The following is a 19,153-nucleotide window of genomic DNA, read 5'->3' on the forward strand; positions in this document are numbered from 1 at the left end:
CGCAGGCTCGGGGGCAAACGCAGGCCGGCCCTGGGATCAACGATCTCAGGGGCGCAGTGAAAAGCCCTTGGCATATACTTCCCGATCTTCCCGGCCATCCGTGAAGCCTCCCAAAAAAAACCCAGGGCAAATGCCCTGGGTTTTCGATGAAGCGGGACGTCTTACCGGCCTGGGGTTGCTCTAGAACGGAATATCGTCATCAAAGCTGTCAAAGTCAGCAGCCGGCTGCGGCGCGGGCTGTTGCGGCGCTGGGCGCTGCTGGGCCTGTTGCGGGCGCGGGGCCTGCTGACGCGGTGGGGCCTGGTTGTACTGTTGCTGCTGGCCACCCTGGTTGTAGTTGTTACCACCACCCTGGTTGTACTGGTCACCGCCACCTTGCTGGTTCTGCGGACGGCCACCAAGCAGCTGCATGGTGCCCTGCATGTCGACGATGATTTCGGTGGTGTAACGCTTGATGCCGTCTTTTTCCCACTCGCGGGTCTGCAGCTTGCCTTCGATGTACACTTGCGAACCCTTGCGCAGGTATTCGCCAGCGATTTCAGCAACCTTGCCGAACATCGACACACGGTGCCACTCGGTACGCTCGACCTTTTGGCCCGACTGCTTGTCGGTCCACTGCTCGCTGGTAGCCAGGCTCAGGTTGGTCACGGCGTTACCGTTGGGCAGGTAGCGGACTTCGGGATCCTGGCCACAGGTGCCGACCAGAATGACTTTGTTAACCCCACGGGCCATAACGTTCTCCTAGGCTTCGCACGCCGATGAGGCTGGGTTCACCAGACGCTCGAGGGTCGCACGGTCCAAAATTTTCGTATCCAGTTTGATATAGATGGCAGCTTCTTCTGCCACCACAACGGCGTCGGTCACACCCGGCACGGCCATCAGGCGCTCGGTCAGGCCGGCTTCCCGGACTGCCTCAGGCGTCAGTGGCATGCGCAGGCTGGTCACATAAGGCGGCTCGTTCATGCGCAACGCGACCACCAGCCATACGGCACACAGCACCGCGCAACCGAGGAACACCGTGTTCAGCCCACCGTGCTGGAACAGCCAGCCACCAAGGATTCCACCCAGCGCTGCGCCAAGGAACTGGCTGGTGGAATACACCCCCATCGCCGTCCCCTTGCCGCCAGCAGGCGACACCTTGCTAACCAGCGACGGCAGCGATGCCTCCAGCAGGTTGAATGCAGTAAAGAATACCACGGTGCCAATCACCAGTCCGCGCAAGTTGTCAGCCCACTGCCAGAAGAACACCTCCACCAGCAGCAACACACTGACCGCTCCAGCCAATACGCGTTTCATCTTGCGCTTTTTTTCGCCGTAGATGATGAACGGGACCATTGCAAAAAATGAGATGAACAGCGCGGTCAGGTATACCCACCAATGCTCTTCCTTGGGCAAGCCGCCGCGCTCGACGAAGGCCAGAGGCAGCGCGACGAAGCTCGCCATGAGGATCGCGTGGAGGATGAAGATACCGGTGTCCAGGCGCAGAAGGTCCGGATGGCGCAGGGTTGGGCCGAGTGCCTGGCGCGCCACACCCGACTCGCGGTGCTGCAAAGTGCTGTGGGTGTTGGGCACGACAAAAGCGATCAGCAAAATGCCGACCAGGGCAAGTCCTGCCGTGGCGAGGAACAATCCTGACAGGCCGAAGGCGCTGGTGAGAAGCGGGCCGACGACCATCGCCACGGCGAACGACAGGCCGATGCTCATGCCGATCATGGCCATGGCCTTGGTACGGTGCTGCTCGCGGGTCAGGTCGGACAGCAGCGCCATGACTGCAGCAGAAATTGCCCCGGCGCCTTGCAGAATGCGCCCGGCAATCACGCCCCAGATGGAGTCGGCTTGAGCCGCCAGCACACTGCCCAGGGCGAAGATCACCAGGCCCAGATAGATCACCGGACGTCGCCCGATGCGGTCGGAAATCATCCCGAACGGGATCTGAAAAAACGCCTGGGTCAGGCCATAGGCACCGATGGCCAGGCCGATCAGCGCGGGCGTGGCGCCGGCCATGTCCATGCCGTAAGTGGCCAGCACCGGCAGGACCATGAACATGCCCAGCATACGAAAGGCAAAGACCAGGGCCAGGCCGCCAGCGGCGCGCGTTTCGCTGCCACTCATGCGCTCGTTGTGGGTGTCGTGCATGGATTAACCTCGTGTGAACCGGCGGCGATTCTATCAGTCCGACAGCTTGACGGCATCTACGCGACGCTTTGCCGCGTACTGGCAGCGCGCCGTATACTTCCTTGTTTATGCCCGCCAAGCGAGGCCGCAGTGGACAAGATCCTGATTCGTGGGGCACGTACCCACAACCTGAAGAACATCGACCTGACCCTGCCGCGGGACAAGCTGATCGTGATCACCGGCTTGTCCGGGTCGGGGAAGTCTTCCCTGGCATTCGATACCTTGTACGCCGAGGGTCAGCGCCGCTATGTGGAATCGCTGTCGGCCTACGCCCGGCAATTCCTGTCGATGATGGAAAAGCCTGACGTCGACACCATCGAAGGCCTGTCGCCCGCCATCTCCATCGAGCAGAAGTCGACTTCGCACAACCCGCGTTCGACGGTAGGTACCATCACCGAAATCTACGACTACCTACGCCTGCTTTATGCTCGCGTGGGTACGCCGCGCTGCCCGGACCACGACATTCCGCTGGAGGCGCAGACCATCAGCCAGATGGTCGACCTGGTGCTGGAGCGCCCGGAAGGCAGCAAGCTGATGCTGCTGGCACCGGTGATCCGCGAGCGCAAGGGTGAGCACCTGGCCGTGTTCGACGAATTGCGTGCCCAGGGCTTCGTTCGGGCACGCGTCAACGGCAAGCTCTACGAACTCGACGAACTGCCCAAGCTGGACAAGCAGAAGAAGCACAGCATCGATGTGGTAGTGGACCGCTTCAAGGTCCGCGCCGACCTGCAACAACGCCTTGCCGAGTCATTCGAGACCGCTCTCAAGCTGGCCGACGGCATCGCCCTGGTTGCACCGATGGACGATGAGGAAGGCGAAGAGACGATCTTCTCCGCCCGCTTCGCCTGCCCGGTCTGCGGCCATGCGATCAGCGAGCTGGAGCCCAAGCTGTTCTCCTTCAACAACCCGGCCGGCGCCTGCCCGACCTGCGACGGCCTGGGGGTGAAGCAATTTTTCGATATCAAGCGTCTGGTCAACAGCGAGCTGACATTGGCCGAGGGTGCTATCCGCGGCTGGGATCGGCGCAACGTCTATTACTTCCAGATGCTTGGCTCGCTGGCAGCGCATTACGGCTTCAGCCTGGAGGAGCCGTTCGGCGAGCTGTCGGCCGAACACCAGAAAGTGATCCTGCAAGGCAGCGGCAAGCAGAGCGTCGACTTCAAGTACCTGAACGACCGTGGCGATATCGTCAAGCGTTCGCACCCGTTCGAAGGGATCGTGCCCAACCTGGAGCGGCGTTACCGCGAGACCGAGTCGGCCACGGTGCGCGAGGAGCTGGCCAAGTTCCTCGGCACCCAGCCCTGCCCCGACTGCCGCGGCACCCGCCTGCGCCGGGAAGCCCGTCATGTCTGGGTAGGCGAAAAAACCCTGCCGGCGGTGACCAACCTGCCTATCGGTGAAGCCAGCAGCTACTTCGGCGAGCTGACCTTGACCGGGCGTCGCGGTGAAATCGCTGCAAAGATCCTCAAGGAAATCTGCGAACGCCTACAGTTTCTGGTCAACGTCGGCCTGGACTACCTCACTCTGGATCGCAGTGCCGACACCCTGTCCGGCGGCGAAGCGCAGCGGATCCGCCTTGCCAGCCAGATTGGCGCAGGGCTGGTCGGGGTGATGTATATCCTTGATGAGCCGTCCATCGGTCTTCATCAACGCGACAACGACCGCCTGCTCGCCACCCTGAACCACCTGCGCGATCTGGGTAATACCGTGATCGTGGTCGAGCACGACGAAGACGCCATTCGCCTGGCTGACTACGTGGTGGACATCGGCCCGGGTGCCGGCGTACACGGTGGCCAGATCGTTGCCGAAGGCACGCCTCAGGAAGTCATGGCACATCCCGACTCGCTGACCGGGAAGTACCTGTCTGGGCGCAAGAAAATCGCTGTACCGGCCAAACGCACCCCCCGCGACAAAAAGCTATCCCTCAAGCTCAAGGGTGCGCGTGGCAACAACCTACAGAACGTTGATCTGGAAATCCCGATCGGTCTGCTGACCTGCGTGACTGGCGTATCCGGCTCGGGCAAGTCGACGTTGATCAACAACACGCTGTATCCCCTGGCCGCTACAGCCCTCAATGGTGCGAGCAGCCTGGAAGCCGCCCCGCACAGCAACATGGATGGCCTGCAGCACCTGGACAAGGTTGTCGATATCGACCAGAGCCCGATCGGCCGCACACCGCGTTCGAACCCGGCGACCTATACCGGCATCTTTACCCCGATTCGCGAGCTGTTTTCCGGCGTGCCGGAATCGCGCTCGCGCGGCTACGGCCCAGGGCGTTTCTCGTTCAACGTCAAGGGCGGGCGTTGCGAGGCGTGCCAAGGCGATGGGCTGATCAAGGTGGAGATGCACTTCCTGCCAGATATCTACGTGCCGTGCGACGTGTGCAAGAGCAAGCGCTACAACCGCGAAACCCTGGAGATCAAATACAAGGGCAAGAACATCCACGAGGTGCTGGAAATGACCATCGAGGATGCTCGCGAATTCTTCGATGCGGTGCCGGCCCTGGCGCGCAAGCTGCAAACCCTGATGGATGTGGGGCTGTCTTACATCAAACTGGGGCAGTCGGCGACCACGCTGTCGGGCGGTGAAGCGCAAAGGGTCAAGCTCTCACGCGAACTGTCCAAGCGCGATACTGGCAAGACGTTGTACATCCTTGACGAGCCGACCACCGGCCTGCACTTCGCCGATATCCAGCAGTTGCTGGATGTGTTGCATCGCCTGCGCGACCACGGCAACACCGTGGTGGTTATCGAACATAACCTCGATGTGATCAAGACCGCGGACTGGTTGGTTGACCTGGGCCCGGAGGGTGGTTCAAAGGGTGGGCAAATTATTGCCAGCGGTACACCGGAAGAGCTGGCAAAGATGAAGCAGTCGTACACAGGGCACTATCTCAAACCGCTTCTGGAGCGTGACCGGGCCTGATCTGCCTGTGCATGAAAAAGCCCCTGGTTACCGATGGTGCCAGGGGCTCTTTTTTTAGTCTGTGGATAACTTACATCTGCGACTGCAGGTAGTTTTCCAGGCCGATGGCCTTGATCAGGCCCTGCTGCTTCTCAAGCCAATAGGTGTGATCTTCTTCGGTATCGGCCAGCTGGGCACGCAGGATATCGCGACTGATGTAGTCCTTGTGCAGCTCGCACAGCTCGATGCCCTTGCACAGGGCGGCACGAACCTTGTACTCAAGCTTGAGGTCCGCTTCGATCATTTCGGGCACGGTACTGCCCACTTCCAGGTCATCCGCGCGCATATCGGGGGTGCCTTCGAGCATGAGGATACGCCGCATCAGCGCATCGGCGTGCTGGGTTTCCTCTTCCATCTCATGGTTGATGCGTTCGTAGAGCTTGGACAGGCCCCAGTCTTCGTACATGCGCGAGTGAATGAAGTACTGATCGCGTGCGGCCAGTTCGCCCTTCAGCAACGTGACGAGATAATTGATTACGTCCGGGTGACCTTGCATCGCCCTGATTCTCCGTGTGGATACGTCTAATGAAACATAGTTTGAACCAGGAATTGCTTGCGGTCACTGAAAACTGCGCAATCAGGGGCAAAAAATCGGGTAAACAGTAGTGATATTCATTGAAAAACCGCCCAAATGAGGGCGGTTCTTCTTATCACTTCGAGTTAGGCGAGACTCACGCCCAATGCCTTGGCGATGCCTTCACCGTAGGCTGGGTCAGCCCTGAAGAAGTACTGCAACTGACGCTGGATGACATCTTCACTGACGCCCGCCATGGTTCCAGCGATATTGCTGATCAGCAGTGCCTTTTGCTCATCGCTCATCAAGCGGAACAGTGCACCGGCGTGGCTGTAATAGTCGTTGTCTTCACGGTGATCGTAGCGATCAGCTGCTCCATTGAGGGCCAATACTGGTTCGCCATGGTCAGGCGACTGCTTAGGCGCGTCGCGATAGCTGTTGGGCTCGTAATTGGGCGCACCGCCATAACTACCAAAAGCCATCGAACCATCACGCTGGTAGCTATTGACCGGGCAGCGTGGCGCGTTGACGGGCAACTGCTGATGGTTGGTGCCCACGCGGTAGCGATGCGCATCGGCATAGGCGAACACGCGGCCCTGCAGCATGCGATCTGGCGAAAGCCCCACGCCCGGCACCATGTTGCTCGGGCCAAACGCTGCCTGCTCGACTTCGGCGAAATAGTTGAGCGGGTTGCGGTTAAGTTCCAGCACACCTACCTCGATCAACGGATAGTCCTTCTGCGACCAGGTCTTGGTCACATCGAACGGATTTTCATCGCGACTGGCCGCCTCCTCTTCAGTCATGACCTGAATGCACACGGTCCAACGCGGGTAGTCTGCGCGTTCGATGGCCTCGAACAGGTCGCGCTGGGCGTAGTCAGGGTCTGTACCGGCCAGGCGCGCAGCATCGGCGGGCGTAAGGTTCTTGATGCCTTGTTGGGTCTTGAAGTGCCATTTGACCCAGGTACGCTCGCCAGCAGCGCTGATCAGGCTATAGGTGTGGCTGCCGAAGCCGTGCATGTGGCGGTAGCCGTCCGGGATGCCACGATCAGAGAACAGGATGGTGACCTGGTGCAACGCCTCCGGCGAATGCGACCAGAAGTCCCACATCATCTGGGCGTTCTTCAGGTTGGTTTGTGGGTGGCGCTTCTGGGTGTGAATAAAGTCCGGGAATTTGAGCGGGTCACGAATGAAGAAAACCGGGGTGTTGTTACCCACGATGTCCCAGTTGCCTTCCTCGGTGTAAAACTTTACTGCAAAGCCACGAGGATCACGCTCGGTATCTGCCGAACCGCGCTCGCCACCGACGGTAGAAAAACGCAGGAAGGTTTCAGTCTGCTTACCAATCGTGTCGAACAGCTTGGCCTTGGTATATCGAGTGATGTCCTGGGTGACTGTAAAGGTGCCATAGGCTCCGGAGCCCTTGGCGTGTACACGCCGTTCAGGGATGTTCTCTCGGTTGAAGTGAGCGAGTTTCTCGATCAGGTGGAAATCGTCGAGCAGCAGCGGGCCGCGCGGGCCAGCAGAGCGGGAATTCTGGTTGTCAGCTACGGGGGCACCGCTGGCGGTGGTGAGAATCTTGCTCATGGGCTCTCCATATCGGTCTTGGACTGCCGGCGAATCGGCTTGGATAGGAGTATCGACGAGCGGTTGTTTCAAAACAAATTCATTACATGTCTTGTATCAATAGAAATAAACAATACCTGCAGAAACAAAAAACCGGGCACTAGGCCCGGTTTTTTGTAGCAGACAGAACGTCTTACTCGGCAGCTTCTACAGCACCACCGACTGGACGATCAACCAGCTCGACGTACGCCATAGGCGCGTTGTCGCCAGCGCGGAAACCGCACTTCAGGATGCGCAGGTAGCCGCCCTGACGGGTGGCGTAACGCTTGCCCAGATCGTTGAACAGTTTGCCAACAGCCGACTTCGAACGGGTACGGTCGAAGGCCAGACGGCGGTTAGCAACGCTGTCTTCCTTGGCCAGGGTGATCAGCGGCTCGGCAACGCGGCGCAGTTCCTTGGCTTTCGGCAGGGTGGTTTTGATCAGCTCGTGCTCGATCAGCGACACAGCCATGTTCTGGAACATAGCTTTGCGGTGAGAGCTGGTACGGCTCAGGTGACGTCCACTTTTACGATGACGCATGATTCATTCCTTACCAAACACTACGTTCGGTGATTACGACGATCAGGCGGTCGCCTTGTCGTCTTTCTTAAGACTTGCAGGCGGCCAGTTGTCGAGGCGCATGCCGAGAGACAGACCACGAGAGGCCAGCACGTCCTTGATTTCAGTCAGGGACTTCTTGCCCAGGTTAGGAGTCTTCAACAACTCTACTTCGGTACGCTGAATCAGGTCGCCGATGTAGTAGATGTTCTCCGCCTTGAGGCAGTTGGCCGAACGTACAGTCAGTTCCAGGTCGTCAACCGGACGCAGCAGGATCGGATCGATCTCGTCTTCCTGCTCGACTACGACAGGCTCGCTGTCACCTTTGAGGTCGACGAACGCGGCCAACTGCTGTTGCAGGATGGTCGCAGCGCGGCGGATAGCCTCTTCAGGATCCAGGGTGCCGTTGGTTTCCAGATCAATGACCAGCTTGTCCAGGTTGGTACGCTGTTCAACACGGGCGTTCTCGACCACATAGGCGATACGACGCACCGGGCTGAACGAAGCGTCCAGCTGCAGACGGCCAATGCTACGGCTTTCGTCTTCGTCGGTTTGACGGGAGTCAGCCGGCTCGTAACCGCGACCACGAGCTACAGTGAGCTTCATGTTCAGGGCGCCGTTGGACGCCAGGTTCGCGATTACGTGATCGGGGTTGACGATCTCGACATCGTGATCCAGCTGAATATCGGCAGCGGTAACCACCCCCGAACCCTTTTTCGACAAGGTCAGCGTAACTTCGTCACGACCGTGCAGTTTGATAGCCAGGCCTTTAAGGTTCAACAGGATTTCAATTACGTCTTCCTGTACACCTTCGATCGCGGAGTACTCATGGAGTACGCCATCGATCTCGGCCTCGACTACTGCACAGCCAGGCATGGAGGACAACAGGATGCGGCGCAGCGCGTTGCCCAGGGTATGGCCGAAGCCACGCTCGAGAGGCTCGAGCGTGATCTTGGCGCGGGTCGGACTGACTACCTGCACATCAATATGGCGGGGAGTCAGGAACTCATTTACCGAAATCTGCATGGATGCACCTATTTTCTAGCCCTTACTTGGAGTAGAGCTCGACAATCAGGTTTTCGTTGATGTCGGCAGACAGGTCGCCGCGAGCAGGAACGTTCTTGAAAACGCCCGACTTCTTAGCGGAATCTACGTCTACCCACTCAACGCGGCCACGCTGGGCGCACAGTTCAAGGGCTTGAACAATGCGCAGCTGGTTCGACGACTTCTCGCGAACCGCGACCACGTCACCCGGACGAACTTGGTAGGATGGAATGTTTACAGTCTTACCGTTGACGCTGATCGCTTTGTGCGAAACCAGCTGACGGGACTCGGAACGAGTCGAGCCGAAGCCCATACGGTAGACGACGTTATCCAGACGGCACTCGAGCAGTTGCAGCAGGTTCTCACCGGTTGCGCCTTTTTTCGAGGCAGCAGCCTGGTAGTAACCGCGGAACTGACGCTCCAGAACACCGTAGATACGACGGACTTTTTGTTTCTCGCGCAGCTGGGTACCGTAGTCGGACTGACGGCCACGGCGCTGGCCGTGGATACCTGGGGCTGCTTCGATGTTGCACTTCGATTCCAGAGCGCGAACGCCGCTCTTCAGGAACAGGTCGGTGCCTTCACGACGAGACAGTTTGCATTTTGGACCAATGTAACGTGCCATTCTTCTGTCTCCTGATTACACGCGGCGCTTCTTCGGCGGACGGCACCCGTTGTGCGGGATTGGCGTCACGTCGGTGATGCTGGCGATCTTGTAGCCGCAGCTGTTCAATGCACGAACGGCGGACTCACGACCTGGACCTGGACCCTTGACGTTTACGTCGAGGTTCTTAAGACCGTATTCCAGCGCAGCTTGACCAGCACGCTCAGCAGCGATCTGAGCTGCGAACGGGGTGGATTTGCGCGAACCACGGAAACCCGAACCACCGGAGGTCGCCCAGGACAAAGCATTGCCCTGACGGTCGGTGATGGTCACGATGGTGTTGTTGAAAGACGCATGGATGTGGGCGATGCCATCAACCACTGTCTTTTTGACTTTCTTACGAGGACGAGCAGCAGGTTTTGCCATGTCTATATTCCTGGGCGATTACTTGCGGATCGGCTTACGCGGGCCCTTACGGGTGCGTGCGTTGGTCTTGGTGCGCTGACCGCGAACCGGCAGACCTTTACGATGACGCAGGCCGCGGTAGCAACCCAGGTCCATCAAGCGCTTGATCTTCATGTTGACGTCACGACGCAGGTCACCTTCGGTGGTGAACTTCGCAACTTCGCCACGCAGGGTTTCGATTTGCTCGTCGCTCAGATCCTTGATCTTAGCGGCTGGATTTACACCAGCATCTGCACAGATCTTCTGTGCAGTTGTGCGACCGACACCATAGATGTAGGTCAGCGAGATAACAGTATGCTTGTTATCTGGAATGTTGACGCCTGCAATACGGGCCATTCAGTGGGACTCCAATTGACAGCTACCTACGCCCCGGAAGCCAAGAAATAGGGCGCGAGATAATATCGCTGTAGAAACGAATAATCAACCCAGCAGCACACTAGCTGCTGGGTTTGAAACGCAGATCACACTCAGCCTTGGCGCTGTTTGTGACGCGGTTCCGAGCTGCAGATCACTCGTACGACGCCTTCGCGACGGATGATCTTGCAGTTGCGGCACAGCTTTTTCACCGATGCACGAACTTTCATTACCGACTCCTCGAACCTTAGGGGCGTATCAGCGCAGCAAACCGCTGCCACCGTAGCCTTTCAGGTTGGCTTTCTTCATCAGGGATTCGTACTGGTGCGAAACGAGGTGCGATTGTACTTGGGACATGAAGTCCATCACAACCACTACCACAATCAGCAACGAGGTCCCGCCAAGGTAGAACGGCACATTTGCTGCCACCACCAGGAACTGGGGCAGAAGGCAGACGGCCATCATGTAAAGAGCACCGAACATGGTCAAACGAGTCAGAACGCCATCAATGTAGCGCGCCGACTGCTCACCAGGACGGATACCCGGAATAAAGGCACCGGACTTCTTCAGGTTTTCCGCTACGTCTTTCGGGTTGAACATCAACGCTGTGTAGAAGAAGCAGAAGAAAATGATCCCTGCACTAAACAGCAGAATGTTCAACGGCTGACCAGGAGCGATCGACTGCGAGATGTCCTGCAGCCAGCCCATACCTTCGGACTGACCGAACCAGGCACCCAGCGAAGCCGGGAACAGCAGAATGCTGCTCGCGAAAATGGCCGGGATAACCCCCGCCATGTTCACTTTAAGCGGCAAGTGGCTGGTCTGCGCTGCAAAGACCTTGCGGCCCTGCTGACGCTTGGCGTAGTGAACGGCGATACGACGCTGACCACGCTCAATGAACACCACGAAACCGATAATCGCTACTGCCAGCAAACCGATAGCGACCAGGGCGAAAATGTTGATATCGCCTGTGCGCGCAGACTCGAAAGACTGCCCGATTGCTCTCGGAAGACCGGCAACGATACCTGCGAAGATCAACATCGAGATACCGTTGCCCACACCGCGCTCGGTGATCTGCTCACCCAGCCACATCATGAACATCGCGCCTGCCACAAACGTGGAAACCGCGACGACATGGAAGCCAAGGCCCGCAGAAAACGCCACGCCCTGGTTGGCCAAGCCAATGGACATGCCAATGGCTTGAACCAGCGCCAGAATAACGGTGCCGTAGCGGGTGTACTGGCTGATCTTGCGACGGCCAGCTTCACCTTCCTTCTTCAACTGCTCCAGTTGCGGGCTGACCGCGGTCATCAGCTGCATGATGATCGATGCCGAGATGTACGGCATGATCCCCAATGCAAAGATGCTCATGCGCTCAAGCGCGCCACCGGAAAACATGTTGAACAAGCTAAGAATGGTCCCCTCATTCTGCCGAAACAGATCCGCCAGACGGTCCGGATTGATGCCTGGAACCGGGATATGCGCACCTATCCGATAGACGATGATCGCCATGAACAGAAAGCGCAGACGAGCCCAGAGTTCCGACATCCCGCCCTTACCGAGCGAAGAGAGAGCACCTTGCTTAGCCATTTATTCCTCGAATTTGCCGCCAGCTGCTTCGATAGCCGCACGCGCACCCTTGGTGGCTGCGATACCCTTGATGGTGACTGCGCGAGTAACTTCGCCAGACAGCATGATTTTCACACGCTGAATGTGCTGGTTGATCACGTTGGCATCCTTCAGGGATTGCACGGAGATCACGTCGCCTTCCACTTTGGCCAGCTCGGACAGACGCACTTCTGCGCGGTCCATGGCCTTCAGGGAAACGAAGCCGAACTTCGGCAGGCGACGGTGCAGCGGCTGTTGACCGCCTTCGAAGCCCGGAGCGATCGAACCACCCGAACGGGAGGTCTGACCTTTGTGGCCACGGCCGCCGGTCTTGCCCAGACCGCTACCGATACCACGACCCGGACGATGCTTTTCGCGACGGGAACCCGGCGCTGGACTCAGATCATTGAGTTTCATCGATTAACCCTCGACGCGCAGCATGTAGTAAGCCTTGTTGATCATCCCGCGGTTCTCGGGAGTATCCTGGACTTCTACAGTGTGACCGATGCGACGCAGACCCAGACCTTTAACGCACAGTTTGTGGTTAGGGATACGGCCCGAGACGCTCTTGATCAGCGTTACTTTTACGGTTGCCATGATCAGAAGATCTCCTCAACGCTCTTGCCGCGCTTGGCAGCAATGGACTCAGGAGATTGCATGGCTTTCAGACCCTTGAAGGTGGCGTAAACCACGTTCACTGGGTTGGTCGAACCGTAGCACTTGGCCAGGACGTTCTGAACACCAGCAACTTCCAGGACAGCACGCATGGCGCCGCCGGCGATGATACCGGTACCTTCCGAAGCAGGCTGCATGTAAACCTTCGAGGCGCCGTGGGCGGCCTTGGTGGCGTACTGCAGGGTGGTGCCCTTCAGGTCAACCTGGATCATGTTGCGACGAGCAGCTTCCATGGCTTTCTGAATCGCGGCAGGTACTTCGCGCGATTTGCCACGGCCGAAGCCGACGCGACCTTTACCATCACCAACCACGGTCAGCGCGGTGAAGGTGAAGATACGGCCGCCTTTAACGGTTTTAGCTACGCGGTTAACTTGAACCAGCTTCTCGATGTAGCCTTCGTCGCGCTTTTGATCGTTATTTGCCATAACTTAGAACTCCAGCCCGCCTTCACGAGCAGCATCAGCCAGCGCTTTGACGCGGCCATGGTACTTGAAGCCGGAACGGTCAAAGGCAACTTGAGATACACCGGCGGCTTTCGCACGCTCAGCTACCAGCTTGCCAACCTTAGTGGCCGCGTCGATGTTGCCAGTGGCGCCATCACGCAGGTCTTTGTCCAAGGTCGAGGCGCTTGCCAAAACCTTGCTGCCGTCGGCCGAAATGACCTGGGCGTAGATGTGCTGCGAGGAGCGGAACACGCACAGGCGCACGACTTCGAGTTCGTGCATCTTGAGACGTGCTTTGCGAGCGCGACGCAGTCGAGTAACTTTTTTGTCGGTCATTTGCTAGGCCCTACTTCTTCTTGGCTTCTTTACGACGGACTACTTCGTCCGCGTAACGCACACCCTTGCCTTTGTAAGGCTCTGGCGGACGGAAGTCGCGGATTTCAGCGGCCACCTGACCTACCAGCTGCTTGTCGATACCCTTGATCAGGATGTCGGTTTGGCTGGGAGTTTCAGCAGTGATACCGGCTGGCAGTTCGTAGTCCACTGGATGCGAGAAGCCCAGAGCCAGGTTCAGGACGGTGCCTTTAGCCTGTGCCTTGTAACCAACACCGACCAGCTGGAGCTTGCGCTCAAAGCCTTGGCTTACGCCCTGGACCATGTTGTTGACCAGAGCACGGGTAGTACCGGCCATGGCGCGAGCTTGCTGATCACCGTTGCGAGCGACGAAACGCAGTTCGCCGGACTCTTCGGTAACTTCAACAGACGAGTGAACGTTCAGTTCGAGAGTGCCTTTGGCACCCTTCACCGAAAGCTGCTGACCGGCGAATTTGACTTCGACACCAGCTGGCAGCTTAACGGGGTTCTTAGCGACGCGAGACATGCCTATCTCCCCTTAGAACACTGTGCACAGAACTTCGCCGCCGACACCGGCAGCGCGCGCAGCGCGGTCAGTCATCACACCTTTGTTGGTGGAGACGATAGACACGCCCAGGCCGCCACGAACTTTCGGCAGGTCTGTGACGGACTTGTACTGGCGCAGGCCAGGACGGCTGGAACGCTTCAGTTCCTCGATGACCGGACGGCCTTCGAAGTACTTGAGTTCGATCGACAGGGACGGCTTGGCCTCACCAGTAACCTGGTAGCCAGCGATGTAACCTTCGTCTTTCAGAACTTTGGCAACCGCGACCTTCAGAGTGGAGGAAGGCATGCTTACGACGGACTTTTCAGCCATCTGGGCATTACGGATGCGAGTTAGCATGTCCGCTAACGGGTCCTGCATACTCATGGGCTAGATGCTCCTGATACAAGAATTATTAGCCTTGCGGCTATCACAACCACCCAAGCAGGCAGGGTAAAAACCCGGGCTCAGGTGAGCCGGTCATTCTAGACACAAGACAGAAACGAAACAAGCCCCATGAAGGGGCTTGTTTGTTGGCGAGAACACCGGCGGTCGGAAGATTACCCCCCTTCCGCCAGGGTCACACCTGCAGCGATTACCAGGAGGCCTTGACCAGACCTGGTACGTCACCGCGCATTGCGGCTTGACGCAGCATGTTACGGCCCAGGCCGAACTTACGGTATACACCGTGAGGACGACCGGTCAGGCGGCAACGGTTGCGCAGACGCGCAGCGCTGGCATCACGTGGCTGCTTCTGCAGAGCGACAACGGCAGCGAAACGCTCTTCAGGAGAGGCGTTCAGGTTGACGATGGTCGCTTTCAGCTCAGCACGCTTTTTGGCGAACTTGGCTACCGTGAGCTGACGCTTCAGCTCGCGGTTTTTCATGCTCTTCTTGGCCATTTTCCTACTCCAATCAGTTGCGGAACGGGAATTTGAATGCACGCAGCAGAGCGCGGCCTTCGTCATCCGAACGAGCAGTGGTGGTCAGGGTGATGTCCAAACCGCGCAGAGCATCGATCTTGTCGTAATCGATTTCCGGGAAGATGATCTGCTCTTTCACGCCCATGCTGTAGTTGCCACGGCCATCGAAGGACTTGGCATTCAGGCCGCGGAAGTCGCGGACCCGAGGCAGGGAGATCGCCAGCAGGCGGTCCAGGAATTCGTACATCTTTTCGCGACGCAGGGTCACCTTGACACCGATCGGCCATCCTTCACGGACTTTGAAGCCCGCGATGGATTTACGAGCGAAAGTCACAACCGGCTTTTGACCGGTGATCTTTTCCAGGTCGGCAACAGCGTGCTCGATGACTTTCTTGTCGCCGATCGCTTCGCCCAGGCCCATGTTCAGGGTGATCTTGGTAACGCGCGGAACTTCCATCACGTTCGACAGCTTAAGTTCTTCCTTAAGCTTAGGAGCGATTTCGTTCCGGTAAATCTCTTTCAGTCGTGCCATGGTCTTCTACCTAGCAGTGTTCAAGCATCAACCGCTTTTTGGGTCGACTTGAAGACACGAATTTTCTTACCGTCTTCTACTTTGAAACCAACGCGGTCAGCCTTGTTGGTTTCGCCATTGAAGATGGCAACGTTGGAAGCGTGCAGAGGCGCTTCTTTTTCGACGATACCGCCCTGAACGCCCGCCATCGGGTTAGGCTTGGTATGACGCTTGACCAGGTTCACACCACCGATGACCAGACGGTCGTCAGCGAGAACCTTCAGCACCTTACCGCGCTTACCTTTGTCTTTGCCGGCGATCACGATGATCTCGTCGTCACGACGAATCTTTTGCATGTCGGATCTCCTTACAGCACTTCAGGGGCGAGCGAGACGATCTTCATGAACTTCTCAGTACGAAGTTCACGGGTCACTGGCCCGAAGATGCGAGTGCCGATCGGCTCTTGCTTGGTGTTCAGCAGAACAGCAGCGTTGCCGTCGAAACGAATGATGGAACCGTCAGCGCGACGTACACCGTGACGGGTACGGACGACAACAGCGGTCATCACCTGGCCTTTTTTGACCTTACCGCGCGGAATTGCTTCCTTGACGGTTACTTTGATGATGTCACCGATGCCGGCGTAACGGCGGTGCGAACCGCCGAGCACCTTGATGCACATGACGCGACGAGCGCCGCTGTTATCGGCCACATCGAGCATGGATTGAGTCTGAATCATAAAATTTCTCCGACCCCTAGCCCTTAGACTTCAACAGCGCGTTCGAGGACTTCAACCAGTGCCCAGGACTTGGTCTTGGCCAGCGGACGGGTTTCACGGATGGAAACCTTGTCGCCGATTTTGCACTGGTTGGATTCGTCGTGCGCGTGCAGCTTAGTCGAACGCTTAACGTATTTACCGTAGATCGGGTGCTTGACGCGACGCTCGATCAGAACGGTGATGGTCTTGTCCATTTTGTCGCTGACGACACGGCCAGTCAGCGTACGGACGGTTTTTTCAGCTTCAGCCATGATCACTTACCTGCCTGCTGGTTAAGCACAGTTTTCACGCGAGCGATGTCACGCTTAACTTGCGAGAGCAGGTGCGACTGCCCCAACTGGCCAGTTGCCTTCTGCATACGCAGATTGAACTGGTCGCGCAGCAAGCCGAGCAGTTGCTCATTCAGTTGCTGTGCAGATTTTTCACGAAGTTCATTCGCTTTCATCACATCACCGTCCGCTTAACAAAGGAGGTGGCGAGAGGCAGCTTTGCAGCAGCCAGGGCGAAAGCTTCGCGCGCCAGCTCTTCAGAAACACCCTCGATCTCGTACAGGACTTTGCCTGGCTGGATCTGGGCAACCCAGTATTCCACGGAACCCTTACCTTTACCCATACGAACCTCGAGAGGCTTCTTGGAGATCGGCTTGTCCGGGAAAACACGGATCCAGATCTTGCCGCCACGCTTAACGTGACGGGTCAGAGCACGACGTGCCGACTCGATCTGGCGGGCGGTGAGGCGACCGCGAGCAACAGCTTTCAGGGCGAATTCGCCGAAGCTGACTTTGCTACCGCGCAGTGCCAGACCACGGTTGTGGCCGGTCATCTGCTTGCGGAATTTTGTACGCTTTGGTTGCAACATTTGGCGTACCCCTTACTTAGCAGCTTTTTTACGAGGCGCTGGTGCTTGTGGTTTCAGTTCTTCTTGGCGACCACCAATAACTTCGCCTTTGAAGATCCAAACCTTCACACCGATCACACCGTAAGTGGTGTGAGCTTCGTAGGTGTTGTAGTCGATATCGGCACGCAGGGTGTGCAGAGGCACACGACCTTCGCGATACCACTCGGTACGAGCAATCTCAGCACCGCCGAGACGACCGCTCACCTGGATCTTGATGCCCTTGGCACCAATACGCATGGCGTTCTGTACGGCGCGCTTCATGGCGCGACGGAACATTACGCGGCGTTCCAGCTGCTGAGCTACGCTCTGCGCAACCAGCATAGCGTCGAGTTCCGGCTTGCGGATCTCTTCGATGTTGATGTGCACAGGCACACCCATCTGCTTGGTCAGGTCCTGACGCAGCTTCTCGACATCCTCACCTTTCTTACCGATAACGATACCGGGACGAGCGGTGTGGATGGTGATGCGTGCAGTTTGAGCCGGACGATGAATATCGATACGGCTTACGGACGCGCTTTTTAGTTTGTCTTGGAGGTACTCACGCGTTTTCAGATCCTTCAAGAGGTAATCTGCGTAAGTAGCACCGTCTGCGTACCAGACGGAGGTGTGCTCCTTGACGATTCCCAGGCGAATGCCAGTGGGATGTACTTTCTGACCCATCTGATCGACTCCGTTACTTGTCCGCAACCTTGACAGTGATATGGCAAGACCGCTTGACGATGCGATCAGCACGGCCTTTGGCACGTGGCATGATGCGCTTCAGCGAACGCCCTTCGTTGACGAAGACGGTGGAGACCTTCAGGTCATCAACGTCTGCGCCTTCGTTGTGTTCGGCGTTGGCAACGGCCGACTCGAGGACTTTCTTCATGATTTCAGCGGCTTTTTTGCTGCTGAAGGCCAACAGGTTGAGCGCTTCGCCCACCTTCTTCCCGCGGATCTGGTCGGCGACCAAGCGGGCTTTCTGGGCGGAGATGCGAGCGCCCGACAACTTAGCGGCTACTTCCATTTCCTTACCCCTTAACGCTTGGCTTTCTTGTCAGCCACGTGCCCGCGATAGGTGCGGGTACCGGCGAACTCGCCCAGTTTGTGGCCGACCATGTCTTCGTTCACGAGAACTGGAACATGCTGGCGACCGTTGTGAACCGCGATGGTCAGACCGACCATTTGTGGCAGGATCATCGAACGACGCGACCAGGTTTTAACTGGCTTGCGATCATTCTTCTCCACCGCCACTTCGACCTTCTTCAGCAGGTGAAGATCGATAAAAGGACCTTTTTTCAGAGAACGTGGCACTGTCGTATCCCTCTAGTTACTTGCGACGACGGACGATCATGTTGTCGGTACGCTTATTACCACGGGTTTTAGCACCCTTGGTTGGGAAGCCCCATGGCGATACCGGATGACGACCACCGGAGGTACGACCTTCACCACCACCATGTGGGTGGTCAACCGGGTTCATGGCAACACCACGAACGGTTGGGCGAACGCCGCGCCAGCGTTTGGCACCAGCTTTACCCAGCGAGCGCAGGCTGTGCTCGGAGTTCGAGACTTCGCCCAGGGTCGCACGGCACTCAGCCAGTACTTTACGCATCTCACCGGAACGCAGACGCAGAGTCACGTAGACGCCTTCACGAGCGATCAGCTGAGCCGAGGCACCAGCGGAACGAGCGATCTGAGCACCTTTACCCGGCTTCAGTTCGATGCCGTGAATGGTGCTACCTACTGGGATGTTGCGCAGCTGCAGGGAGTTACCGGCCTTGATTGGGGCCAGAGCACCTGCGATCAGCTGGTCGCCAGCACTCACGCCTTTAGGGGCGATGATGTAGCGACGCTCACCGTCTGCGTAGCACAGCAGGGCGATGTGAGCAGTACGGTTTGGATCGTATTCGATACGCTCGACAGTGGCTGGGATGCCATCTTTGTCGTTGCGACGGAAGTCGACCAGACGGTAATGCTGCTTATGACCACCACCAACGTGACGAGTGGTGATGCGGCCATTGTTGTTACGACCACCAGACTTCGATTTCTTCTCGAGCAGCGGTGCGTGAGGAGCGCCTTTATGCAGCTCCTGGTTGACCACCTTGACCACGAAACGGCGGCCAGGGGAAGTCGGTTTGCATTTAACGATTGCCATGATGCAC

At 57.8% G+C, this 19,153-nt stretch carries 29 protein-coding genes; 1 reads left to right on the forward strand and 28 read right to left on the reverse strand.

From position 1 onward, the window contains the following. Window positions 1–180 precede the first annotated feature (180 nt). Window positions 181–732, reverse strand: a complete 552-nt coding sequence (locus tag JOE27_RS14110) for a single-stranded DNA-binding protein (protein ID WP_012316509.1) — start codon at window positions 730–732, stop codon at window positions 181–183. Between the two features lie 9 nt (window positions 733–741). Then, complete coding sequence (locus JOE27_RS14115; protein ID WP_046788131.1) at window positions 742–2,136, reverse strand: MFS transporter; 1,395 nt, start codon at window positions 2,134–2,136, stop codon at window positions 742–744. 129 nt (window positions 2,137–2,265) lie between these two features. On the opposite strand from JOE27_RS14115, the gene uvrA reads away from it, so the two are divergent. After that, window positions 2,266–5,100, forward strand: coding sequence for an excinuclease ABC subunit UvrA (gene uvrA, locus JOE27_RS14120; protein WP_177433171.1), 2,835 nt, complete (start codon window positions 2,266–2,268; stop codon window positions 5,098–5,100). 70 nt (window positions 5,101–5,170) lie between these two features. On the opposite strand, the gene bfr is transcribed toward uvrA, so the two are convergent. From bfr to rplB, 26 genes are all read right to left on the reverse strand, one after another. Then, window positions 5,171–5,635, reverse strand: coding sequence for a bacterioferritin (gene bfr, locus JOE27_RS14125; RefSeq protein WP_012316512.1), 465 nt, complete (start codon window positions 5,633–5,635; stop codon window positions 5,171–5,173). Between the two features lie 164 nt (window positions 5,636–5,799). Further along, complete coding sequence (locus tag JOE27_RS14130; protein WP_204919008.1) at window positions 5,800–7,239, reverse strand: catalase; 1,440 nt, start codon at window positions 7,237–7,239, stop codon at window positions 5,800–5,802. Between the two features lie 172 nt (window positions 7,240–7,411). Beyond that, on the reverse strand, window positions 7,412–7,798 hold the full coding sequence (gene rplQ / locus JOE27_RS14135) for a 50S ribosomal protein L17 (protein WP_003255451.1): 387 nt from the start codon (window positions 7,796–7,798) through the stop codon (window positions 7,412–7,414). Window positions 7,799–7,840: 42 nt separating this feature from the next. Continuing rightward, window positions 7,841–8,842: a DNA-directed RNA polymerase subunit alpha gene (rpoA, locus tag JOE27_RS14140; RefSeq protein ID WP_003255452.1), complete on the reverse strand. Its 1,002-nt coding sequence runs from the start codon at window positions 8,840–8,842 to the stop codon at window positions 7,841–7,843. A 22-nt stretch (window positions 8,843–8,864) separates the two neighbouring features. After that, window positions 8,865–9,485 carry a 30S ribosomal protein S4 gene (gene rpsD / locus JOE27_RS14145; protein ID WP_012316514.1) on the reverse strand — a complete coding sequence of 207 codons (621 nt, stop codon included), beginning with the start codon at window positions 9,483–9,485 and terminating at the stop codon, window positions 8,865–8,867. Between the two features lie 15 nt (window positions 9,486–9,500). After that, window positions 9,501–9,890, reverse strand: a complete 390-nt coding sequence (gene rpsK, locus JOE27_RS14150; RefSeq protein WP_003255454.1) for a 30S ribosomal protein S11 — start codon at window positions 9,888–9,890, stop codon at window positions 9,501–9,503. Between the two features lie 18 nt (window positions 9,891–9,908). After that, window positions 9,909–10,265 (reverse strand): 30S ribosomal protein S13, encoded by a 357-nt coding sequence (gene rpsM / locus JOE27_RS14155; RefSeq protein WP_012316515.1) that lies wholly within the window; start codon window positions 10,263–10,265, stop codon window positions 9,909–9,911. 131 nt (window positions 10,266–10,396) lie between these two features. Beyond that, a complete protein-coding gene (rpmJ, locus tag JOE27_RS14160; protein ID WP_046788135.1) occupies window positions 10,397–10,513 on the reverse strand; it encodes a 50S ribosomal protein L36 in 117 nt (38 codons plus the stop codon). Window positions 10,514–10,541: 28 nt separating this feature from the next. After that, a complete protein-coding gene (gene secY, locus JOE27_RS14165) occupies window positions 10,542–11,873 on the reverse strand; it encodes a preprotein translocase subunit SecY (RefSeq protein WP_003255459.1) in 1,332 nt (443 codons plus the stop codon). Beyond that, a complete protein-coding gene (gene rplO / locus JOE27_RS14170; protein WP_003255461.1) occupies window positions 11,874–12,308 on the reverse strand; it encodes a 50S ribosomal protein L15 in 435 nt (144 codons plus the stop codon). Between the two features lie 3 nt (window positions 12,309–12,311). After that, window positions 12,312–12,488: a 50S ribosomal protein L30 gene (gene rpmD / locus JOE27_RS14175; protein ID WP_008089798.1), complete on the reverse strand. Its 177-nt coding sequence runs from the start codon at window positions 12,486–12,488 to the stop codon at window positions 12,312–12,314. Window positions 12,489–12,490: 2 nt separating this feature from the next. After that, complete coding sequence (gene rpsE / locus JOE27_RS14180; protein ID WP_003255465.1) at window positions 12,491–12,991, reverse strand: 30S ribosomal protein S5; 501 nt, start codon at window positions 12,989–12,991, stop codon at window positions 12,491–12,493. Between the two features lie 3 nt (window positions 12,992–12,994). Continuing rightward, window positions 12,995–13,345 (reverse strand): 50S ribosomal protein L18, encoded by a 351-nt coding sequence (gene rplR, locus JOE27_RS14185; RefSeq protein ID WP_008089801.1) that lies wholly within the window; start codon window positions 13,343–13,345, stop codon window positions 12,995–12,997. A 10-nt stretch (window positions 13,346–13,355) separates the two neighbouring features. Then, the gene (rplF, locus tag JOE27_RS14190) at window positions 13,356–13,889 is read right to left on the reverse strand and encodes a 50S ribosomal protein L6 (protein WP_009681972.1); all 534 of its coding nucleotides are present in this window, start codon (window positions 13,887–13,889) and stop codon (window positions 13,356–13,358) included. A 12-nt stretch (window positions 13,890–13,901) separates the two neighbouring features. Further along, window positions 13,902–14,294: a 30S ribosomal protein S8 gene (gene rpsH, locus JOE27_RS14195; RefSeq protein WP_008089805.1), complete on the reverse strand. Its 393-nt coding sequence runs from the start codon at window positions 14,292–14,294 to the stop codon at window positions 13,902–13,904. A 208-nt stretch (window positions 14,295–14,502) separates the two neighbouring features. Beyond that, window positions 14,503–14,808: a 30S ribosomal protein S14 gene (rpsN, locus tag JOE27_RS14200; protein ID WP_012316516.1), complete on the reverse strand. Its 306-nt coding sequence runs from the start codon at window positions 14,806–14,808 to the stop codon at window positions 14,503–14,505. 13 nt (window positions 14,809–14,821) lie between these two features. Continuing rightward, window positions 14,822–15,361, reverse strand: a complete 540-nt coding sequence (gene rplE / locus JOE27_RS14205; protein ID WP_012316517.1) for a 50S ribosomal protein L5 — start codon at window positions 15,359–15,361, stop codon at window positions 14,822–14,824. Window positions 15,362–15,381: 20 nt separating this feature from the next. Beyond that, window positions 15,382–15,696 carry a 50S ribosomal protein L24 gene (gene rplX / locus JOE27_RS14210; protein WP_003255476.1) on the reverse strand — a complete coding sequence of 105 codons (315 nt, stop codon included), beginning with the start codon at window positions 15,694–15,696 and terminating at the stop codon, window positions 15,382–15,384. 11 nt (window positions 15,697–15,707) lie between these two features. Next, window positions 15,708–16,076 carry a 50S ribosomal protein L14 gene (rplN, locus tag JOE27_RS14215; RefSeq protein WP_008089810.1) on the reverse strand — a complete coding sequence of 123 codons (369 nt, stop codon included), beginning with the start codon at window positions 16,074–16,076 and terminating at the stop codon, window positions 15,708–15,710. Window positions 16,077–16,099: 23 nt separating this feature from the next. Then, window positions 16,100–16,366 carry a 30S ribosomal protein S17 gene (gene rpsQ / locus JOE27_RS14220; protein ID WP_008089812.1) on the reverse strand — a complete coding sequence of 89 codons (267 nt, stop codon included), beginning with the start codon at window positions 16,364–16,366 and terminating at the stop codon, window positions 16,100–16,102. Between the two features lie 2 nt (window positions 16,367–16,368). After that, the gene (rpmC, locus tag JOE27_RS14225; protein WP_002555481.1) at window positions 16,369–16,560 is read right to left on the reverse strand and encodes a 50S ribosomal protein L29; all 192 of its coding nucleotides are present in this window, start codon (window positions 16,558–16,560) and stop codon (window positions 16,369–16,371) included. Beyond that, window positions 16,560–16,973, reverse strand: a complete 414-nt coding sequence (gene rplP / locus JOE27_RS14230; protein ID WP_003255479.1) for a 50S ribosomal protein L16 — start codon at window positions 16,971–16,973, stop codon at window positions 16,560–16,562. The genes rpmC and rplP overlap by 1 nt, the downstream gene beginning before the upstream one ends. Before the next feature lie 12 nt (window positions 16,974–16,985). Next, window positions 16,986–17,672, reverse strand: coding sequence for a 30S ribosomal protein S3 (gene rpsC, locus JOE27_RS14235; RefSeq protein WP_003255481.1), 687 nt, complete (start codon window positions 17,670–17,672; stop codon window positions 16,986–16,988). Window positions 17,673–17,685: 13 nt separating this feature from the next. Next, complete coding sequence (gene rplV / locus JOE27_RS14240) at window positions 17,686–18,018, reverse strand: 50S ribosomal protein L22 (protein WP_003103908.1); 333 nt, start codon at window positions 18,016–18,018, stop codon at window positions 17,686–17,688. Window positions 18,019–18,029: 11 nt separating this feature from the next. Next, a complete protein-coding gene (gene rpsS / locus JOE27_RS14245) occupies window positions 18,030–18,305 on the reverse strand; it encodes a 30S ribosomal protein S19 (protein WP_003255482.1) in 276 nt (91 codons plus the stop codon). A 16-nt stretch (window positions 18,306–18,321) separates the two neighbouring features. Next, a complete protein-coding gene (rplB, locus tag JOE27_RS14250; protein WP_012316518.1) occupies window positions 18,322–19,146 on the reverse strand; it encodes a 50S ribosomal protein L2 in 825 nt (274 codons plus the stop codon). Window positions 19,147–19,153 lie beyond the last annotated feature (7 nt).

It is taken from the genome of Pseudomonas sp. M5 (assembly GCF_016907075.1).
Taxonomy (GTDB): Bacteria; Pseudomonadota; Gammaproteobacteria; order Pseudomonadales; family Pseudomonadaceae; genus Aquipseudomonas; species Aquipseudomonas putida_E.

Excerpts from the sequence above, each read along its gene's own strand:
- JOE27_RS14110 (WP_012316509.1), bottom strand. The coding sequence starts at position 732 with ATGGCCCGTGGGGTTAACAAAGTCATTCTGGTCGGCACCTGTGGCCAG.
- JOE27_RS14115 (WP_046788131.1), bottom strand. The coding sequence starts at position 2,136 with ATGCACGACACCCACAACGAGCGCATGAGTGGCAGCGAAACGCGCGCC.
- bfr (WP_012316512.1), bottom strand. The coding sequence starts at position 5,635 with ATGCAAGGTCACCCGGACGTAATCAATTATCTCGTCACGTTGCTGAAG.
- JOE27_RS14130 (WP_204919008.1), bottom strand. The coding sequence starts at position 7,239 with ATGAGCAAGATTCTCACCACCGCCAGCGGTGCCCCCGTAGCTGACAAC.
- rplQ (WP_003255451.1), bottom strand. The coding sequence starts at position 7,798 with ATGCGTCATCGTAAAAGTGGACGTCACCTGAGCCGTACCAGCTCTCAC.
- rpoA (WP_003255452.1), bottom strand. The coding sequence starts at position 8,842 with ATGCAGATTTCGGTAAATGAGTTCCTGACTCCCCGCCATATTGATGTG.
- rpsD (WP_012316514.1), bottom strand. The coding sequence starts at position 9,485 with ATGGCACGTTACATTGGTCCAAAATGCAAACTGTCTCGTCGTGAAGGC.
- rpsK (WP_003255454.1), bottom strand. The coding sequence starts at position 9,890 with ATGGCAAAACCTGCTGCTCGTCCTCGTAAGAAAGTCAAAAAGACAGTG.
- rpsM (WP_012316515.1), bottom strand. The coding sequence starts at position 10,265 with ATGGCCCGTATTGCAGGCGTCAACATTCCAGATAACAAGCATACTGTT.
- rpmJ (WP_046788135.1), bottom strand. The coding sequence starts at position 10,513 with ATGAAAGTTCGTGCATCGGTGAAAAAGCTGTGCCGCAACTGCAAGATC.
- secY (WP_003255459.1), bottom strand. The coding sequence starts at position 11,873 with ATGGCTAAGCAAGGTGCTCTCTCTTCGCTCGGTAAGGGCGGGATGTCG.
- rplO (WP_003255461.1), bottom strand. The coding sequence starts at position 12,308 with ATGAAACTCAATGATCTGAGTCCAGCGCCGGGTTCCCGTCGCGAAAAG.
- rpmD (WP_008089798.1), bottom strand. The coding sequence starts at position 12,488 with ATGGCAACCGTAAAAGTAACGCTGATCAAGAGCGTCTCGGGCCGTATC.
- rpsE (WP_003255465.1), bottom strand. The coding sequence starts at position 12,991 with ATGGCAAATAACGATCAAAAGCGCGACGAAGGCTACATCGAGAAGCTG.
- rplR (WP_008089801.1), bottom strand. The coding sequence starts at position 13,345 with ATGACCGACAAAAAAGTTACTCGACTGCGTCGCGCTCGCAAAGCACGT.
- rplF (WP_009681972.1), bottom strand. The coding sequence starts at position 13,889 with ATGTCTCGCGTCGCTAAGAACCCCGTTAAGCTGCCAGCTGGTGTCGAA.
- rpsH (WP_008089805.1), bottom strand. The coding sequence starts at position 14,294 with ATGAGTATGCAGGACCCGTTAGCGGACATGCTAACTCGCATCCGTAAT.
- rpsN (WP_012316516.1), bottom strand. The coding sequence starts at position 14,808 with ATGGCCAAGAAGAGCATGAAAAACCGCGAGCTGAAGCGTCAGCTCACG.
- rplE (WP_012316517.1), bottom strand. The coding sequence starts at position 15,361 with ATGGCACGACTGAAAGAGATTTACCGGAACGAAATCGCTCCTAAGCTT.
- rplX (WP_003255476.1), bottom strand. The coding sequence starts at position 15,696 with ATGCAAAAGATTCGTCGTGACGACGAGATCATCGTGATCGCCGGCAAA.
- rplN (WP_008089810.1), bottom strand. The coding sequence starts at position 16,076 with ATGATTCAGACTCAATCCATGCTCGATGTGGCCGATAACAGCGGCGCT.
- rpsQ (WP_008089812.1), bottom strand. The coding sequence starts at position 16,366 with ATGGCTGAAGCTGAAAAAACCGTCCGTACGCTGACTGGCCGTGTCGTC.
- rpmC (WP_002555481.1), bottom strand. The coding sequence starts at position 16,560 with ATGAAAGCGAATGAACTTCGTGAAAAATCTGCACAGCAACTGAATGAG.
- rplP (WP_003255479.1), bottom strand. The coding sequence starts at position 16,973 with ATGTTGCAACCAAAGCGTACAAAATTCCGCAAGCAGATGACCGGCCAC.
- rpsC (WP_003255481.1), bottom strand. The coding sequence starts at position 17,672 with ATGGGTCAGAAAGTACATCCCACTGGCATTCGCCTGGGAATCGTCAAG.
- rplV (WP_003103908.1), bottom strand. The coding sequence starts at position 18,018 with ATGGAAGTAGCCGCTAAGTTGTCGGGCGCTCGCATCTCCGCCCAGAAA.
- rplB (WP_012316518.1), bottom strand. The coding sequence starts at position 19,146 with ATGGCAATCGTTAAATGCAAACCGACTTCCCCTGGCCGCCGTTTCGTG.